Consider the following 15,679-nt stretch of genomic DNA (forward strand, 5'->3'; position numbering starts at 1 on the left):
CCCCTGACCGGGGGGCAATCCCTATGGCCCGGCAAAGCCGGTTCCATGGGATTTCTCGAAGGGGCCTGCCTTCGGCGGCCGCGCGGCATGCGCAGGCTTGTCGCTTTGCGATCAGTAGTTGTCCAGCACCGCGCCCGAGCTCGCGCTCGAGGCGTTGAACGCGAACTTGGCCTGCACGCCGCGCGTGTAGCGTGGGGCGGGGGCCTTCCAGCCTTCGCGGCGCCTGGCCAGTTCCGCTTCGGGCACGTTCAGTTCGAGCTTCAGCTCGTGCGCGTCGATGGTGATCGAGTCGCCCTCATTGACGAAGGCGATCGTGCCACCGGCTGCCGCCTCGGGTGCCACGTGGCCGACCACCATGCCCCAGGTTCCGCCTGAGAAGCGGCCGTCCGTGATGAGGCCCACCGATTCGCCGAGGCCGGCGCCGATCAGCGCGCCCGTGGGCGCCAGCATTTCGGGCATGCCGGGGCCGCCCTTGGGACCCAGGTAGCGCAGCACCATCACGTCGCCGGCCACGATCTTGCCGGCCAGGATGGCCTGCAGCGCCGACTGCTCGTCGTCGAAAACCCGCGCCGGGCCGGTGATGACCGGGTTCTTGAGGCCCGTGATCTTTGCCACCGCGCCCTCGGGCGACAGGTTGCCCTTGAGGATCGCGAGGTGGCCCTCGGCGTACATCGGCTTGTCGATCGGGCGGATCACGTCCTGGTCGGCGCGCGGCACGTCGGGCACGTCGGCGAGCACCTCGGCGATGGTCTGGCCGGTGATCGTGATGCAGTCGCCGTGCAGCAGGCCGGCCTTGAGCAGCACCTTCATGACCTGCGGAACGCCGCCGGCCTGATGCAGGTCGACCGCCAGATACTTGCCGCTCGGCTTCAGGTCGCACAGCACCGGGACCTTCTTGCGCATGCGCTCGAAGTCGTCGATCGACCAGTCCACGCCGGCCGCATGGGCGATCGCCAGGAAGTGCAGCACCGCATTGGTCGAGCCGCCGGTGGCCATGATCACCGCCACCGCGTTCTCGATCGCCTTCTTGGTCACGATGTCGCGCGGCTTCAGGTCTTTCTTGATCGCCTCGATCAGCACCTTGGCCGATTCCCTGGCCGAGTTCTGCTTCTCGTCATGCGGATTGGCCATGGTGGACGAGTAGGGCAGCGACATGCCGAGGGCCTCGAAGGCGCTCGACATGGTGTTGGCGGTGTACATGCCGCCGCAGGAGCCGGTGCCGGGAATGGCGCGCATCTCGATCTCGCGCAGGTCCTCGTCGCTCAGGTTGCCGGCCGCGTTCTGGCCGACCGCCTCGAAGACGCTCACGATGTTCAGGTCCTGCCCCTTGTAGCGGCCCGGCAGGATGGTGCCGCCGTAGACGTAGATGGCCGGCACGTTGGCGCGCAGCATGCCCATCATGCCGCCCGGCATGTTCTTGTCGCAGCCGCCGACCACCAGCACGCCGTCCATCCACTGGCCGCCGACGCAGGTTTCGATGCAGTCGGAGATCACCTCGCGGCTGACCAGCGAGTACTTCATGCCCTCGGTGCCCATCGCCATGCCGTCGGAGATGGTGGGCGTGCCGAACACCTGCGCGTTGCCGCCGGCTTCCTCGATGCCTGCGATGGCCGCGTCGGCCAGCTTCTGCAGGCCCGAATTGCAGGGCGTGATGGTGCTGTGCCCGTTGGCGACGCCGACCATCGGCTTCTTGAAGTCGCCTTCCTCGTAGCCCATGGCGTAGAACATCGAGCGGTTCGGCGCGCGGCTCTTGCCTTCGACGATGTTGGCGCTGCGGCGGTTGATCTGGATCGTTTTGGTGTCCATCGTGCTTCTCGTGTTCTGGATTCGGGGGACGCCAAGTATCCGACGATTGATTGATTGGTTCCAATCCATTTTTCATGCCTGATTGATATGCTCGGCATATGAAAGAACCCTTGATCGACCTGCGAGCCTGGCGCCAGTTCGTGGCCGTCGCCGAGGAATTGCACTTCGGCCGGGCGGCGCTGCGGCTGCACATGACGCAGCCGCCGGTCACGCAGGCGATCGCCCTGCTCGAGAAGACCCTCGGCGTGCAGCTGTTCGACCGGACGCAGCGCCGGGTCGCGCTGACGCCGGCCGGCGAGGCGCTGCTGCCCGAGGTGCGCGAACTTCTGGTGCGCGCCCAGGCGCTGCCGGCGCGGGCCCGGGCCGCGGCCGCGGGCGAGGAGGGCAGGGTGCGCCTGGCCTTCGTCTCGACCATCGGCTTCGAGCAGCTCCCGAGCTGGGTGCGGGCCTTTCGCGCGCAGAGCCCGAAGGTGGTGCTGGAACTGGTCGAGGCCACCGGCGACGTGCAGCTGCGCGAACTGGAGCGCGGCGCCATCGATGCCGGCCTGATGCTGCATTCGCCGGGCTTCGCTCCGCCCGGCCTGCGGCATCTGCGCGTTGCGGTCGAACCGATGGTGCTGGCGCTGCCGGCGCACCATCCGCTCGCGGACGTCCCCGCCGGAGCCGGCGCGGCGGCGTGGGACTGGGATGCGGTGCTCGACGAGCCGCTGGTGATCTTTCCGCGCCGCATCGCACCTTCGCTGCACGACGCGGTGTTCGGGCTCTACCACGCGGCCGGCAAGCTGCCTCAGGTGGCGCAGGAGGCGATCCAGATGCAGACCATCGTCAACCTGGTGTCGGCCGGACTGGGCCTGGCCTGGGTGCCCGAGAGCGTGATGCAGTTCCGGCGGCCCGGCGTGGTCTACCGGATGCCCGAAGGGCGCGCGGGTCGCGCTGCCCGCGGCAGGAAGGGGCCTGCGGTGCCCGTGTGCGAGACCAGCCTGGTCTGGCGCGACGCCGACCAGCATCCGGCGCTCGATCGCTTCGTGGCCTTCGTCAGCGAGGGCATGGCCGGCTGACGCAGGGCCCTGCGATCAGGAGGCCTGCGCCTGCAGGTAGTTCTGGAGGCCCATCAGGTCGATCAGGCCGATCTGCTTCTCCAGCCAGTAGGCGTGGTCTTCCTCGGTGTCGCGCAACTGGGCCAGCAACATGTCGCGGCTCACGTAGTCGCTCGCGCTTTCGCACAGCGCGATGCCTTGCTGCAGGGCCGCGCGCACCTCGTACTCGGTCGCCAGGTCCTTGCGCAGCATCTCGGGCACGGTGAGGCCGGGCGTGAAGTCGTTCGGGCGCATGTCGGGCACGCCGCCGAGCATCAGGATGCGGCGGATCAGCGCGTCGGCGTGTTGCGTCTCTTCCTGCATCTCGTGGTCGAGGCGGGTGTAGAGCTTCACGAAGCCCTGGTCCTCGTAGAGGCGCGAATGGATGAAGTACTGGTCGCGCGCGGCCAGTTCACCGCGCACCAGTTGCTTGAGATAGTCGACGACTTGGGGGTTTCCCTGCATGAGCAGCCTGCGTTCTTGTTGTAGGAGGCCGCAATTGTCGCGGCGAAAGGCGGTGGCGGGGGGCATGCCCCCATGTCGCCGGTCTGGATGGGCCTGGGACTCAGAAGCGTTCGCATTCGGGGGCGGCACAATCGCTGCCATGCTCATGTATCCGCAGATCAATCCCGTCGCGCTGCAGCTCGGACCGGTCGCCATCCACTGGTATGGCCTGACCTACCTGGCCGCCTTCGCGCTGTTCTATTTCCTCGGCACGCGCCGGCTTCGCCACGAGCCCTTCCGCTCGATCACCGGGCCCGGCGCATGGACGCGCAAGGACGTGGAGGACATCCTGTTCCTCGGCGTGATGGGCGTCATCGTCGGCGGCCGGCTCGGCTACTGCCTGTTCTACAAGCCGGGCCACTACCTCACGCATCCGCTCGAGATCTTCTTCATCTGGCAGGGCGGCATGAGCTTCCATGGCGGGCTGCTCGGCGTGATCGCCTCGATGGTGTGGTTCTCGCGCTCGCGCGGGCGGCCGTTCTGGCAGGTGATGGACTTCGTCGCGCCGTGCGTGCCCACGGGGCTGGCGGCGGGCCGGGTCGGCAACTTCATCAACGGCGAACTGTGGGGCCGCTTCAGCAGCCCCGAACTGCCCTGGGGCATGGTGTTCCCGCAGAGCGGCTCGATGCTGGCCCGCCATGCGTCGCAGGTCTACCAGTTCCTGCTCGAGGGTCTGCTGCTGTTCGTCGTGCTGTGGCTCTACGCGCGCCGCGACCGCGGCGAGCGCCGCGTGTCGGCGGTGTTCCTGATCGGCTACGGCCTGATGCGCTTCATCGCCGAATACTTCCGCGAGCCCGACGATTTCCTGGGGCTGCTGGCGCTCAACATGAGCATGGGCCAGTGGCTGTGCGTGCCGATGATCGCGTTCGGCATCTGGCTCTATGCGAGCGCGCGGCCGGCACGTGCAGGGGTGCCGGCGCGCGGGTGATGCACAGCGCCGCGGGAGGCGCCGGCAGAGGATCGACGGGTTCGTGCGTCGGGTTGCAACGCCGTTTTCCGTCGGCAGGGTTTCGGCATGGATTTGCCGCGCGAGGTTGCGGCGCCCTGCAGGGTATGTCCGGACGCCCGCAGCCATTGCGCCCGGGCGCCTCCTGCTTTCATAATTACGCGTAATTACGAACGTAGCCGCCCATGCGCCTGGTCCAGAACTCCCTGCACGACGAAGTCTCGGCGACGCTGCGCGAGCAGATCTTCAGCGGCCAGCTGGCGCCCGGCAGTTTCCTGGACGAGGCGGCCCTCTGCGAGCGGCTCGAAATCTCGCGCACGCCCTTGCGCGAGGCGCTCAAGGTGCTCACGGCCGAAGGGCTGCTGCGCCACGAGCCGCGGCGCGGCTGCTTCGTGGCCGAGGTGACGCAACGCGACCTCGACGAGATCTTTCCCGTGATCGCGCTGCTCGAGGGGCGCTGCGCCTGGGAGGCCGCGCGCAACGCGAGCGATGCCGACCTCGAGGCACTCGATGCGCTGCACGACCGGCTCGCGAAGCACGCGCGTGCGCGCCGCATCAACGACTACTACGCGACCAACTTCGCCATCCACGAGGCGATCATCATGCTGGCCGACAACCGCTGGCTGGCCCAGGTGATCGGCGACCTGCGCAAGATCCTCAAGCTCGCGCGGCTGCAGCAGCTGCATGCGCCCGGGCGCCTCGACCAGAGCCTGTCCGAGCACCTCGCGGTGTTCGCCGCGCTCAAGGCGCGCGACAGCGACGGCGCCGAGGCTGCCATGCGCACCCACTTGAACCGCCAGCGCGAGGCCCTGCGGGCGGTCGCGCTGCAACAGAAGGCCAAGCTCATCTCATGAATGCGAGCGACTGGATCACGCGCGGCGTCTCGCTGCTACGCCCCGGCAACGCCCCCCCGGCGGGCGAAAGGCCGGCCACCGATGCGGGCAAGACGAAGAAGCCCGGTGTCGGCCCGCGGCCTCTGGCCGAACGCCTCGAGGCCACGCTGCGCCGGCCCGGCGAGGCGCTGGCGCCGCGCGCCTTGCGCCGGGCGCTGCTCGAGCTGCAGTCGGTGGTCGATCCGCGGGTCAGCGAGGTCGAGGCCGGCCGGCGCGCGCATGCGGTGGTGCAGTGGTATTCGGCGCGCGAGCTCGACGAGCGGCGCGACATCTGGCTGCTCATGAGCGAGCGCTTCGCGCCCGACGTGCAGCAGCTCAGCAGCGCGCGCGACCAGCACGAGGCCGCGGTCGGCACGCCCGACGAGGGCCAGGCCGAGGTGCGGCTGCGGCGCGCCCTGGCCTCGCCGCGCGCGCGCCTGTTGCAGCGTTTCGCCATCGATGCCGACGGCATGCGCTTCCTGGTCGACCTGCGGGCCGAATTGCTGCCGCATCTCAAGAGCGACCGCCGGCTGCTGCCGCTCGATGCCGAGCTCGAGCATCTGTTCTCGACCTGGTTCGACATGGCCTTCCTCGACCTGCGTCGCATCAGCTGGGATTCACCGGCCTCGCTGATCGAGAAGCTGATCCAGTACGAGGCGGTGCACGACATCAAGAGCTGGGCCGACGTCAAGAACCGCCTCGACAGCGACCGCCGCTGCTATGGGTTCTTTCACCCGAAGCTGCCCAACACGCCGCTGATCTTCGTCGAGGTGGCGCTGGTCGACCACATCAGCGACGGCATCGTGCCGCTGCTCGACGAGGCGGCTGCGCTGGTGCGGCCGGACCGGGCAACGACCGCGATCTTCTATTCGATCAGCAACACCCAGACCGGGCTGCGCGGCGTGAGCTTCGGCGATTCGCTGATCAAGCGCGTGGTCGAGACGCTGCAGCAGGAACTGCCGCGGCTCAAGACCTTCGCGACGCTGTCGCCGATCCCGGGCCTGCGCACCTGGCTCGCGCGCAACGCGACCGAACTGCTGGCGCGGCTCGACGACAAGCCGGCGGCCGAACTGGGGCGCGTGATCGGTTCGCTGCCGCCGACTGCCGAACGCTTCCTGGCTGCGGCCGACGAGGCCGCGGCGCTCGATACGCGATCGCCGGTGCGCCAGATGCTCCTGAGCGCAGCAGCCGAATACCTGGGGCGTGCCACGGCCGATGGCAAGCCGGTCGATCCGGTGGCGCGCTTTCACCTGGGCAACGGCGCGCGCGTGGAAAGGCTCAACTGGGCCGGCGACCCTTCGGCCAAGGGGCACAAGCAGGCCTATGGCCTGATGGTCAACTACCTCTACGACCTGAAGCGCATCGACAAGCATCGGGCGCTGCTGGCGCAGGGCAAGATCGCGGTCTCGGGCAGCATCGACGACCTGTTCCTCAAGAGTTGAAGAAGGCGGGCCATTCCATCGGCGCGCCCCGGCCCCGGCGCGGCATCGGATTTCCAACAAAGACAGGAGACAAGCAATGAACCCAGGCTTCCAACGGCGCGACGTGTTGCGCCTCGCTGCGGCGGGCGCAGCGGCCCTCGCGGCCGGCGCGCATGCCCAATCGAACTGGCCGACCCGTCCCGTGACGCTGATCGTGCCGTTCCCGGCCGGCGGCGGCACCGATGCCTTCGCACGGCCGTTGTCGGCGCAGTTCTCGAGGATCACGGGCCAGACGCTCGTGATCGACAACCGCGGCGGCGCCGGCGGCACCGTGGGCGCCAGCATCGCCGCCAAGGCAGCGCCCGACGGCTACACGCTGTTCATGGGCGCCGTGCACCACGCGATCGCGCCCGCGATCTACCCCAAGCTCGACTACGACATCGAGAAGGACTTCGTGCCGTTGCTGCTGCTGGCCAACGTGCCGCAGGTGGTGGTGGTGAACCCCAAGCGCGTCACCGAGACGACGCTGCAGGCCTTCGTCGCCAACGCCAAGAAGAACCCGGGCAAGCTCAACTACGCCTCGGCCGGTGCAGGCACCTCGCACCATCTCGCGGGCGAGCTGTTCAAGCTCCAGACCGGCACCTACATCACCCACATCCCGTACCGGGGCGCGGGGCCGGCGCTGCAGGACCTGATCGCCGGCAACGTCGACGTGATGTTCGACGGCCTCGGCTCCTCGGCCCAGCACATCAAGGCAGGTCGCATCAAGGCGCTGATGGTGGCGGGCAGCAAGCGCAACCCGGCCTTCCCCGATGTGCCGTGCGCCGCCGAGGTGGGACTGCCCGACTACACGGTCACGACCTGGTACGGCCTCTGGGCGCCCAAGGGCACGCCCGCCGACGTGCAGGCGAAGATCATCGAGGACATGAAGAAGGCGCTCGCGAGCGACGAGCTCAAGGCCATCTGGGCCAGCAACGGATCGGAGATCCCGAACATCTCGGCCGCCGCCTACGGCAGCTTCGTGAACGCCGAGATCCGGCGCTGGGCAGCGGTGGTCAAGGACTCGGGGGCCAAGCTCGAATGACGGCAGCCATCGGCCTGCGCATCGAAGGCCCGCTGGCCTTCGTGACGCTCGCGAACCCGGCGCGGCTCAATGCAATGACGCGCGAGATGTGGCGCGCGCTGCGCCGTACCTTCGACGGGATCGCGGGCGAGCGGGGGCTGCGCTGCGTGGTCGTCGCGGGGGAGGGCGGCGCCTTCTGCGCCGGAGGTGACATCTCCGAATACCCGTCCTTCCGCTTCGAGGCCGAGCGGCTGCGCGAATTCCACGAGGACGAAGTCTGGGCCGCACTGGCCGCGATGCTGGCCTGCCCGCTGCCGCTGGTGGCGCGCATCGAGGGCGCCTGCATGGGCGCGGGACTCGAGATCGCGAGCTGCTGCGACATCCGCCTCGCCGCCGCCTCGGCGCGTTTCGGCGCACCGATCGCGAAGCTCGGCTTTCCGATGGCACCGCGCGAAGCCGCGCTGGTGCAGGGTGCGATAGGCGACGTGCTCGCGCGCGACATGCTGCTGGCCGCGGGCGTGCACGACGCCGCGCGCCTGTACGAAGCCGGCTTCCTGCTGCAGGTGCTGCCCGACGACGAACTCGCTCCGGCCGTGCTCGCGCACGCCGGACGCATCGCCGCGCTGGCGCCCGAAGCCGCGCGCCTCAACAAGGCCACCTTCGCCGCGCTGCGCGACAGTCGCGCGCAGCGTGCAATCGAGCCGCTGCTCGCGGCGGCCTACGACTACGCCGATTCCCCCGAACACCGCGAAGGCGTCGCGGCCTTCCTGGCCAAGCGCCCCCCCATCTTCTGACATCGCCATGACCTCTACCGACGACGCCAACGCCAATCTCTTCGCCGTGCTGCGCGCGGCCTTCCCGAGCAACCTCGACGCCATCGCGGTCGAGACCGACGACGGCCTCTTCTACTCGTGGCGCGACCTCGACCGCGCGAGCGCGATGATCGCCAACCTGCTTGACGCGCTGGACCTCGAGCCCGGAGCGCGAATCGCGGTGCAGGTCGAGAAGTCGGTCGAGGCCATGGTGCTGTACCTCGCGACCCTGCGCGCCGGCTATGTCTTTCTGCCGCTCAACACCGCCTATCGCGGCGCCGAGATCGACTACTTCATCGGCAACGCCGAACCGGCCGTGGTGGTCTGCAGCAGTGCCAATGCCGCCTGGGTGGCGCCGATCGCCACCGCAGCCGGCACGCGTCACGTGTTCACGCTCGACGACGACCGCACGGGCACGCTGCTCGAGGTGGCGGCACAGTGCAGCGACCGGCACACGGTCGCGGCACGCAAGGACGACGACCTGGCGGCGATCCTCTACACCAGCGGCACCACCGGCCGCAGCAAGGGCGCGATGCTCACGCACCGCAACCTGTCCTCCAACGCCGAGGTGCTCAAGGACTACTGGGGCTGGCGCAGTGTTGCCGAGGGCGGCGACGTGCTGATCCATGCGCTGCCGATCTTCCACGTGCACGGCCTGTTCGTCGCCATCCACGGCGCGCTGATCAACGGCAGCCGCATGATCTGGCTCAACCGCTTCGATCCCGCGCGGGTGGTCGCCCGCCTGCCCGAGGCCACGGTGTTCATGGGCGTGCCCACGCTCTACGTGCGCATGCTGGCCGAGCGCAGCCTCACGAAGAAGGCCTGCCGCAACATGCGGCTCTTCATCTCGGGTTCTGCGCCTCTGCTGATCGAGACCTTCAACGAATGGCGCTCGCGCACCGGCCACACCATCCTCGAGCGCTACGGCATGAGCGAGACCGCGATGCTGACCTCCAACCCCTACAGCCCGGTGCAGGGCGCGCGGCGCGGCGGCACGGTGGGCTTTCCGCTGCCCGGCGTCCAGCTGCGCGTGCGCGACGACGAGGGCGAGCCCTGTCCGGGCGACGAGATCGGCCACATCCAGGTCGACGGACCCAACGTGTTCGCGGGCTACTGGCGCATGCCTGAAAAGACCCGCGAGGAGTTCACGGCCGACGGCTACTTCAAGACCGGCGACGTCGGCAAGATCGACGGCCTGGGCTACGTCACGATCGTCGGGCGCAGCAAGGACCTCATCATCAGCGGCGGCTACAACGTCTATCCGGCCGAGATCGAGGGCTACATCAACGACCTGCCCGGCGTCGCCGAGAGCGCGATCGTCGGCGTGCCGCACGGCGACTTCGGCGAGGTGGGGGTGGCGATCGTGACGGCACGGGCGGGCGCCACGCTCGACGGCGAGGTGATCCTCGCCGAACTCAAGGGCCGGCTCGCCAACTTCAAGATTCCGAAGCGCTGCTTCGTGGTGGCGGAATTGCCACGAAACGCCATGGGCAAGGTGCAGAAGGCGCTGCTGCGCGAGCAGCACCAGGGGCTGTTCAAGCGCTGATCGGCGCTTCTGGCGCCTGCTGCTACTGCACCAGCAGGACCGAGATGTCGGTCGAGGCCACCACCTTGGTGGCGACCGAGCCCATCAGCGCGCGGCCGAAGATGCCGTGGCCGTGCGTGCCCATGACGATCATTTCGGCGCCCACTGCGAGCGCCGACTTGAGGATCTCCTCGGCCGCGTGGCCGTGGCGCGAGTCGATCGCGTAGCCCGTGATGCCGAGCTTCGCGAGCATGGCCTCAACGGGTTCGATCACCTTGGCAATTTCCTCGGCGTAGTACTCGGCCACCAGGCCCTTGCTGAGGTGGCGCGTGACGTGTCCGGGCACGCCCACGCACACGTGGACCAGCACCAGTTCGTTGCCCTCGACGAACATGCTGCGGTGCCTGGCCAGGTAGTCGAGTGCCTTCTGGGTGTGGGCGCTGCCGTCGATGGCGATCAGGATCTTCATGGGTGGCCTCTCGTGTGTTTGGGGAAAAGGGGCGGCACGCGATGTCTGCCGCGTGCCTGGTTATAAACCTGACTCAGCGCAGCACCAAGACGGGCAGCTCGGAGTGCGTGAGCACATGCTGGGTCTCGCTGCCGAGCAACAGGCGCTTGAGTCCCTGGCGGCCGTGCGAGGCCATCACGATGAGGTCGCTCGCGTGCTTCTTGGCGGCCGCAATGATGGCTTCGGCGACCAGGTCGGAACCGACCGTGGCCGTGGTGACCTTGATGCCGTGGGTCTTTGCTTCGGCAGCCACTGCGTCGAGCGAGGCCTGTGCCGCGTCGGCCCACTGCTTTTCGATGCGGCCGATGTCTTCTGGCGTGAAGACCGCGGCGCCGTCGAAATAGTTGGTCGGGTAGCGCGGCACGACGGTCAGAGCGACCAGTTCGGCGCCGTTCTGGGCTGCCAATGCAATCGCGCTGGCGACGGCCTTCTTCGACAGCGGCGAGCCATCGGTGGCGACGAGGATGCGCTTGAACATGAGGGTTCCTTCATGGCTTCGACCGGCAAAGCTTAAGCCAGCGCCGCACGCGGCTGCGTTGATCTCGGTCAATGCGTGGGGAAAAGCCGGTGGCCCAGGCAAAAAAAGCCACGGCGGCGAAGAACGCGGCCGGGGCTGGGTGATAGGTGTCTGCGAGTGTGGGCCGAACCCGCATCCTGAACCAGGGTTCAGGTGGGCGAGGTCAGCAAGACTTCGGGTTCATCTGACGCGAGATGATCACACCTGCCAAGCGATATTCCAAGCCCTGCTCCAAAGAGCATTGGTACAAGGAAATATAGAGCCCGACCTCGCACCGCAGACGATGCGTATTTTACGCCTGCTGCGCGCGCGGCGCCTAAAGCAGGTGGCCGTCGCCCGCGAGCGCGTGATCCAGGCGCTGGATGAGCTGCGCGGCCTGCGCATCGTCGTCGCCTGCAGCGTCGGCGGCGGCGGGCACTGCAGCACTGGACGCTGCATCGGCCGCGGCTTCGCGCTGCACCAGGTCGAAGGCCAGGTTGAGCGAGGCCAGCACCGCGATGCGGTCGCGCGCCTTCACCTTGCCGGCGTCGCGAATCTTGCACATGGCGCTATCGACTCTTTCGACCGCGTCGCGCAATTGGGCCTCGCCACCTTCGGGGCAGCCGAGCAGGTAGCTCTGGCCCATGATCTGGACTTCGACTTGTTTCATCAGGAGGAGCTGGCGTCGTGAGTGGGATCGGCCGGGAGCTGATCGAGAAGGGCGTCGAGCCGGGTGCGGGCGGCACCGAGCCGGGAGCGGAGCGTGTCGCGTTCACGCGTGAGCGCGTCGACCTGGTCCTGCAGCAACGCGTTGGTGCGCTGTATTTCTTCGTGGCGCACGAGCAGGCGCTCGACGCGCTCGGCGATCTGGTCGATACGGCTGGATGCGGGCATGGAGGGCGATTGTAGATTCGGCCGCCGCCGCGTTGGCGTGCCGACGTCGCGGGTCGATGCCGACAAACCCTACAATTCCGCGCGTTGGTGCTCGCGCCGCGGTTCACGCGTCGCAGTTCAACGGGAAGCAGGAGACGAGGCCCATCGGGCCGGACCCGCCTGCGCTGCCCCCGCAACGGTCAAGCAGCCGGCACCCTCGGGTGCCACCTTCGTCAATCAGCCACTGGGCGCCCTGAAACAGGTGCCTGGGAAGGCGGCGAGGGACGCGCTGCCAGCCCGGATACCGGCCAACGAGGCGGCCGCCGCATGCCCGCAAGGCATGCAGCAGCCATGACGTCCAAGCGCCGGCGGGGAAGCCGGCGAGGGACCTTGATCTTCTGTCGCTCCCATGAAAATCTGCGCTTTGTCCACGCCCACCGTCCGGTGCGCCTCGTCGCGGCCGTTGCCGCGCGCTCCCTTTGTCCCGTCCGCGCTCGGTGCGCCCCTTGCCGTGCTGGCCGGTCTCGCGGCCCTGCCTGCCGTCTCGTCAGCCCAGCAGGCGGCGACCGCGCTGCCCGAGATGGTTGTCACGGCCACCCGCGTGGCAACCCGCGCCGACCAGCTGGTGTCGGACACGGTCGTGATCGACCGAGCCCAGATCGAGCAGCAGGCCAGTCGCACGCTGCCCGAGATCCTGGCCCGGATGGCAGGCGTCCAGATCTCTGCCAACGGCGGCGCCGGCAAGGCCAGCAGCGTCTTCATCCGCGGCGCCGAGGCGCGCCACACGATCTTCCTGATCGACGGCGTGCGCTACGAATCGGCCACGCTGGGCACCCCGGTGTGGGACAACATCCCGGTCGAGATGATCGACCGCATCGAGGTCGTGAAGGGCCCGGCCTCGGCGCTCTACGGCAGCGACGGCGTCGGTGGCGTGGTGCAGATCTTCACGCGCAAGGCGGCGTCGGGCGACGCGGTCTTCATGCCGCGCGCATCGACCACCATCGGCAGCGAGGGCTACAAGCAGATCACCGGCGGCTTCAGCGGCGCCGCGGGCGCGGCCACCTACTCGCTCGACGTCGCGCGCACCCTCAACGAGGGCTTCTCGGCCACCAACCCGAACGTGCCCTTCGGCCAATACAACGCCGACCGCGATCCCTTCAACCAGACCGCGGTCAATGCATCCTTCGGCTACCAGCTCACGAACGACTGGAAGTTCGATGCCGGCATGCTGTATGCGGACGGCGTCAACCACTACGACGACGGCCCGGACCGCGACACCCGCGGCACGCTGCGCACCCAGACCGGCTTCGTCGGCGTGCGCGGCCTCGTGACCTCGGACTGGACCACGCAGCTGCGCTACTCGCGCAGCGAGGACTACACGCGTGCGATCGTGGCCGACTTCTACAGCCTGCCGGGCCTGTTCGAGACCGTGCAGAACCAGTACCTGTGGCAGAACGACGTGGTGACGCCGATCGGTACCGCGGTGGTCGGCTTCGAGCGGCGCGAGCAGGACGTCAAGAGCGACACCCAGTACACGGTGACCGACCGCACCATCGACTCCGGCTTCGTGGGCCTCAACGGCAACCACGGGCCGCACAGCTGGCAGCTCGATGCCCGCCACGACAGCAACTCGCAGTTCGGCGACAGCAACACCTGGTTCGCCGGCTATGCCTACCGCATCACGCAGAACTGGCGCGTCAACATCTCGCAGGGCACCAGCTTCGCGGCGCCGTCCTTCAACCAGCTCTACTACCCGGGCTTCGGCAATCCCGCGCTGCAGCCCGAGGAAGGCAAGAACACGGACATCGGCATCGCCTGGACCGAGGGCGCCCACACGGTGAAGCTGGCCGCCTACGACAACAAGATCACGGGCTTCATCACCAACACCACGCTGCCGCAGAACGTGCCGCGTGCGCGCATCGAGGGCGGCACGCTGAGCTACGACGGCCAGTTCGGCGCCATCGGCGTGCATGCGAGCTACGATTCGCTCGATCCGCGCAACGAGATCACCGGCCGCCAGCTGGCGCGCCGCGCGAAGAACCAGGCCGCGCTCGCGATCGACTACACGACCGGCCCCTGGAAGTTCGGCGGCTCGGCGCTCAACGTCGGCAGCCGCTATGACGATTCGGCCAACACGCGCACACTGGACAGCTACACCACCGTCGACCTGTACGTGGACTACCGCTTCGCCAAGGACTGGTCGGTGCAGGCGCGGGTCACCAACCTGACCGACGAAAGCTATGAGACCGCCTATGGCTACAACCAGCAGGGCCGCGCGGGCTACCTCACGCTGCGCTGGCAGCCGCGCTGAGCATGGCTGAGCGCGCGCTGATCCTGGGCGGCCAGAAGAGCGGCAAGTCGCGTCGCGGCGAGACGCTCGCGGCGGACTGGCTCGCGCGTTCGCCGGTGCATCGCGCGGTGCTGGTCGCGACCGCGCGCGCGCACGACGACGAGATGCGCGCGCGCATCGCGCGCCATCGCGCGGACCGAGCCGCACGCGTGCCGGGAATTCGAACGGTCGAGGAGCCGGTGGCGCTCGGGCAGGCGATCCGCGAACACGGCGACGCCCGCACGCTGGTGGTGGTCGACTGCCTCACGCTGTGGCTCACCAACCTGATGGCGCCCGTCGGCGCCGTGCCGGCGCCCGGCGTGGCGCATCGCGCAATCGACGATCTGCTCGACGCGGTCGACTCGACGCCGGCACCGCTGCTGTTGATCGGCAACGAGATCGGCCTCGGCGTGATCCCGATGGGCGCCGAGGTACGGGCCTTCGTCGACGCCCTTGGCAGCCTGAACCAGCGCGTGGCCGCCGCGTGCGACCGCGTGACGCTGATGGTTGCGGGCCTGCCCCTGCATCTCAAGGCGCCCGGATGAAGCCGATCGCCCGACGCTTCCTGCACGCGTGGTGCGCGGCCCTGGCGCTGGCGACGCTGGCGTTGACGGCATCCCCGGCCCGCTCGGCGGTGGTGACCGACGAGCGCGGCGTGGCGGTCGACCTGCCACGACCGCCCATGCGCATCGTGAGCGTCCTGCCTTCGCTGACCGAATCGGTGTGCACCCTCGGCGCCTGCGACCGGCTGGTCGGGGTCGACCGCTATTCCAACTGGCCGGCGTCGGTGCGCGCGCTGCCGCAGGTCGGCGGCGGGATCGATCCGAACGTGGAGGCGATCGTCGCCCTCAAGCCCGACCTGGTGCTGGTGTCGAATTCGTCGCGCGTGACCGATCGGCTGGTGGCGCTGGGCCTGCCGGTGCTGGTGCTCGAACCGAAGAACCACGCCGACGTGCGGCGGGTTCTCGACGTGCTGGGCCGCGCGCTCGGCGTCGACGACGCGCAGGCCGTGTGGCGCGCGATCGACGCCAGCGTGACGTCAGCAGCGCAGTCGCTGCCGCCCTCGGTGGCACGCACGCGCGTCTATTTCGAGGTCAACAACGGGCCCTATGCGGCCGGCGAGTCTTCCTTCATCGGCGAGACGCTGGCGCGGCTCGGCGTGAAGAACATCGTGCCGGCGGCGCTCGGACCCTTTCCGAAGCTCAATCCCGAGTTCGTGGTGCGTGCCGATCCGGACCTGATCATGGTCGGCGAACGCAGCGGCCAGGGCCTGGAGCAGCGCCCGGGCTGGAGCCGTATCCGGGCGGTGCGCGAAGGGCGGGTCTGCCGCTTCGGCGCCGACCAGTCCGACGTGCTGGTGCGTCCGGGGCCGCGCATGGGCGAGGCCGCGCAGCTGATGGCCCGCTGCCTGCAGGAGAAGGCGGGTTGAAGGGCCAGCATCGCCGCGC

16 protein-coding genes and 1 riboswitch are annotated in these 15,679 nt (G+C 68.8%); of the genes, 10 read left to right on the forward strand and 6 right to left on the reverse strand.

Going from position 1 to position 15,679, the window contains the following annotated elements:
- Positions 1-111: 111 nt before the first annotated feature.
- The gene (gene ilvD / locus QTH87_RS11605; protein ID WP_286609095.1) at positions 112-1,806 is read right to left on the reverse strand and encodes a dihydroxy-acid dehydratase; all 1,695 of its coding nucleotides are present in this window, start codon (positions 1,804-1,806) and stop codon (positions 112-114) included.
- A 98-nt stretch (positions 1,807-1,904) separates the two neighbouring features.
- On the opposite strand from ilvD, the gene QTH87_RS11610 reads away from it, so the two are divergent.
- Entirely contained in the window at positions 1,905-2,864 is a 960-nt protein-coding gene (locus QTH87_RS11610) for a LysR family transcriptional regulator (protein WP_286609097.1), read from the forward strand.
- A gap of 15 nt (positions 2,865-2,879) precedes the next feature.
- Here the strand turns inward: QTH87_RS11610 and bfr are convergent, their stop codons facing one another.
- Positions 2,880-3,347: a bacterioferritin gene (bfr, locus tag QTH87_RS11615; RefSeq protein WP_286609098.1), complete on the reverse strand. Its 468-nt coding sequence runs from the start codon at positions 3,345-3,347 to the stop codon at positions 2,880-2,882.
- 139 nt (positions 3,348-3,486) lie between these two features.
- Between bfr and lgt the strand changes: the two genes are divergently transcribed.
- The 6 genes from lgt (at position 3,487) to QTH87_RS11645 (ending at position 10,046) form a co-directional block, all read left to right on the forward strand.
- The gene (lgt, locus tag QTH87_RS11620) at positions 3,487-4,314 is read left to right on the forward strand and encodes a prolipoprotein diacylglyceryl transferase (RefSeq protein WP_286609099.1); all 828 of its coding nucleotides are present in this window, start codon (positions 3,487-3,489) and stop codon (positions 4,312-4,314) included.
- A 203-nt stretch (positions 4,315-4,517) separates the two neighbouring features.
- Entirely contained in the window at positions 4,518-5,186 is a 669-nt protein-coding gene (locus QTH87_RS11625; protein WP_286609101.1) for a GntR family transcriptional regulator, read from the forward strand.
- Positions 5,183-6,646, forward strand: a complete 1,464-nt coding sequence (locus QTH87_RS11630) for a malonyl-CoA decarboxylase (RefSeq protein ID WP_286609103.1) — start codon at positions 5,183-5,185, stop codon at positions 6,644-6,646. The genes QTH87_RS11625 and QTH87_RS11630 overlap by 4 nt, the downstream gene beginning before the upstream one ends.
- A 76-nt stretch (positions 6,647-6,722) precedes the next feature.
- A complete protein-coding gene (locus tag QTH87_RS11635) occupies positions 6,723-7,709 on the forward strand; it encodes a Bug family tripartite tricarboxylate transporter substrate binding protein (protein ID WP_286609105.1) in 987 nt (328 codons plus the stop codon).
- On the forward strand, positions 7,706-8,482 hold the full coding sequence (locus QTH87_RS11640; RefSeq protein WP_286609107.1) for an enoyl-CoA hydratase/isomerase family protein: 777 nt from the start codon (positions 7,706-7,708) through the stop codon (positions 8,480-8,482). The genes QTH87_RS11635 and QTH87_RS11640 overlap by 4 nt, the downstream gene beginning before the upstream one ends.
- 7 nt (positions 8,483-8,489) lie before the next feature.
- On the forward strand, positions 8,490-10,046 hold the full coding sequence (locus QTH87_RS11645; protein ID WP_286609108.1) for a malonate--CoA ligase: 1,557 nt from the start codon (positions 8,490-8,492) through the stop codon (positions 10,044-10,046).
- 22 nt (positions 10,047-10,068) lie between these two features.
- Here QTH87_RS11645 and QTH87_RS11650 read toward each other — a convergent pair whose 3' ends face one another.
- The 4 genes from QTH87_RS11650 to QTH87_RS11665 form a co-directional block, all read right to left on the reverse strand.
- Complete coding sequence (locus tag QTH87_RS11650; RefSeq protein ID WP_286609109.1) at positions 10,069-10,494, reverse strand: universal stress protein; 426 nt, start codon at positions 10,492-10,494, stop codon at positions 10,069-10,071.
- 73 nt (positions 10,495-10,567) lie between these two features.
- Positions 10,568-11,011 carry a universal stress protein gene (locus tag QTH87_RS11655; RefSeq protein ID WP_286609110.1) on the reverse strand — a complete coding sequence of 148 codons (444 nt, stop codon included), beginning with the start codon at positions 11,009-11,011 and terminating at the stop codon, positions 10,568-10,570.
- 355 nt (positions 11,012-11,366) lie between these two features.
- Positions 11,367-11,699, reverse strand: coding sequence for a cell division protein ZapA (locus QTH87_RS11660; protein ID WP_286609111.1), 333 nt, complete (start codon positions 11,697-11,699; stop codon positions 11,367-11,369).
- On the reverse strand, positions 11,699-11,923 hold the full coding sequence (locus QTH87_RS11665) for a DUF904 domain-containing protein (RefSeq protein WP_286609113.1): 225 nt from the start codon (positions 11,921-11,923) through the stop codon (positions 11,699-11,701). The genes QTH87_RS11660 and QTH87_RS11665 overlap by 1 nt, the downstream gene beginning before the upstream one ends.
- A gap of 69 nt (positions 11,924-11,992) precedes the next feature.
- Positions 11,993-12,229, forward strand: a riboswitch (cobalamin riboswitch).
- 97 nt (positions 12,230-12,326) lie between these two features.
- Here QTH87_RS11665 and QTH87_RS11670 point away from each other — a divergent pair.
- The 3 genes from QTH87_RS11670 to QTH87_RS11680 are packed head-to-tail and all read left to right on the forward strand — an operon-like array spanning position 12,327 to position 15,660.
- A complete protein-coding gene (locus QTH87_RS11670) occupies positions 12,327-14,213 on the forward strand; it encodes a TonB-dependent receptor domain-containing protein (RefSeq protein ID WP_286609114.1) in 1,887 nt (628 codons plus the stop codon).
- A 2-nt stretch (positions 14,214-14,215) separates the two neighbouring features.
- The gene (locus tag QTH87_RS11675; RefSeq protein ID WP_286609115.1) at positions 14,216-14,776 is read left to right on the forward strand and encodes a bifunctional adenosylcobinamide kinase/adenosylcobinamide-phosphate guanylyltransferase; all 561 of its coding nucleotides are present in this window, start codon (positions 14,216-14,218) and stop codon (positions 14,774-14,776) included.
- Positions 14,773-15,660, forward strand: a complete 888-nt coding sequence (locus QTH87_RS11680; protein WP_286609117.1) for an ABC transporter substrate-binding protein — start codon at positions 14,773-14,775, stop codon at positions 15,658-15,660. The genes QTH87_RS11675 and QTH87_RS11680 overlap by 4 nt, the downstream gene beginning before the upstream one ends.
- Positions 15,661-15,679 lie beyond the last annotated feature (19 nt).

Source organism: Variovorax jilinensis (assembly GCF_030316885.1).
GTDB classification, from domain to species: Bacteria; Pseudomonadota; Gammaproteobacteria; order Burkholderiales; family Burkholderiaceae_C; genus Variovorax; species Variovorax jilinensis.

Excerpts from the sequence above, each read along its gene's own strand:
- QTH87_RS11640 (WP_286609107.1), top strand. The coding sequence starts at position 7,706 with ATGACGGCAGCCATCGGCCTGCGCATCGAAGGCCCGCTGGCCTTCGTG.
- QTH87_RS11665 (WP_286609113.1), bottom strand. The coding sequence starts at position 11,923 with ATGCCCGCATCCAGCCGTATCGACCAGATCGCCGAGCGCGTCGAGCGC.
- QTH87_RS11645 (WP_286609108.1), top strand. The coding sequence starts at position 8,490 with ATGACCTCTACCGACGACGCCAACGCCAATCTCTTCGCCGTGCTGCGC.
- QTH87_RS11610 (WP_286609097.1), top strand. The coding sequence starts at position 1,905 with ATGAAAGAACCCTTGATCGACCTGCGAGCCTGGCGCCAGTTCGTGGCC.
- lgt (WP_286609099.1), top strand. The coding sequence starts at position 3,487 with ATGCTCATGTATCCGCAGATCAATCCCGTCGCGCTGCAGCTCGGACCG.
- ilvD (WP_286609095.1), bottom strand. The coding sequence starts at position 1,806 with ATGGACACCAAAACGATCCAGATCAACCGCCGCAGCGCCAACATCGTC.
- QTH87_RS11680 (WP_286609117.1), top strand. The coding sequence starts at position 14,773 with ATGAAGCCGATCGCCCGACGCTTCCTGCACGCGTGGTGCGCGGCCCTG.
- QTH87_RS11675 (WP_286609115.1), top strand. The coding sequence starts at position 14,216 with ATGGCTGAGCGCGCGCTGATCCTGGGCGGCCAGAAGAGCGGCAAGTCG.
- QTH87_RS11625 (WP_286609101.1), top strand. The coding sequence starts at position 4,518 with ATGCGCCTGGTCCAGAACTCCCTGCACGACGAAGTCTCGGCGACGCTG.
- QTH87_RS11650 (WP_286609109.1), bottom strand. The coding sequence starts at position 10,494 with ATGAAGATCCTGATCGCCATCGACGGCAGCGCCCACACCCAGAAGGCA.
- bfr (WP_286609098.1), bottom strand. The coding sequence starts at position 3,347 with ATGCAGGGAAACCCCCAAGTCGTCGACTATCTCAAGCAACTGGTGCGC.
- QTH87_RS11630 (WP_286609103.1), top strand. The coding sequence starts at position 5,183 with ATGAATGCGAGCGACTGGATCACGCGCGGCGTCTCGCTGCTACGCCCC.
- QTH87_RS11655 (WP_286609110.1), bottom strand. The coding sequence starts at position 11,011 with ATGTTCAAGCGCATCCTCGTCGCCACCGATGGCTCGCCGCTGTCGAAG.
- QTH87_RS11635 (WP_286609105.1), top strand. The coding sequence starts at position 6,723 with ATGAACCCAGGCTTCCAACGGCGCGACGTGTTGCGCCTCGCTGCGGCG.
- QTH87_RS11660 (WP_286609111.1), bottom strand. The coding sequence starts at position 11,699 with ATGAAACAAGTCGAAGTCCAGATCATGGGCCAGAGCTACCTGCTCGGC.